A 531-nucleotide genomic window follows, 5' to 3' on the forward strand; every position below is an offset into this window, starting at 1 on the left:
ACGCAGCCTCCCACGTCCTTCATCGGCTCCTGATGCCAAGGCATCCACCGTGTGCCCTAAAAAACTTGGCCACAAAGATGCTCGCGTCCACTATGCAAATCTCAAACAACAAACAGCAACCGCATCCACATCAGGGAAACAAGCCCCGATGCTTCAGCGGCCCTGTACTGAGGCTCTCACGAGCATTGCTGCCCGTTCCCTCAGGACCCAACAGTGTGTTTCAGACCTGATCCTTGCCCCCGGCAACCCCGTTCCCACTCCCCACCTCCGAAGAGGTCGGGCGGTACTTGCGGCCCGGCGACCCGGTCCAGCTGACTAGCCAGTGCTCCACTAATGAGCTGCCGTGTGCAGAACATTCGCCTGCAGTCACAGCGTGGATCCCGGAGACGATGCTCCAAGATCTGTGCTCCTTAGAAAGGAGGTGATCCAGCCGCACCTTCCGGTACGGCTACCTTGTTACGACTTCGTCCCAATCGCCAGCCCCACCTTCGACCGCTCCCCCCCTTACGGGTTGGGCCACGGGCTTCGGGT

General features: G+C 60.1%; 1 rRNA gene. It reads right to left on the reverse strand.

Annotated features, from left to right (window positions below):
- Window positions 1-414: 414 nt before the first annotated feature.
- Window positions 415-531: ribosomal RNA gene (locus DMB42_RS52815) — 16S ribosomal RNA — on the reverse strand; the annotation flags it as partial.

It is taken from the genome of Nonomuraea sp. WAC 01424, assembly GCF_003947315.1.
GTDB lineage: Bacteria > Actinomycetota > Actinomycetes > Streptosporangiales > Streptosporangiaceae > Nonomuraea > Nonomuraea spiralis.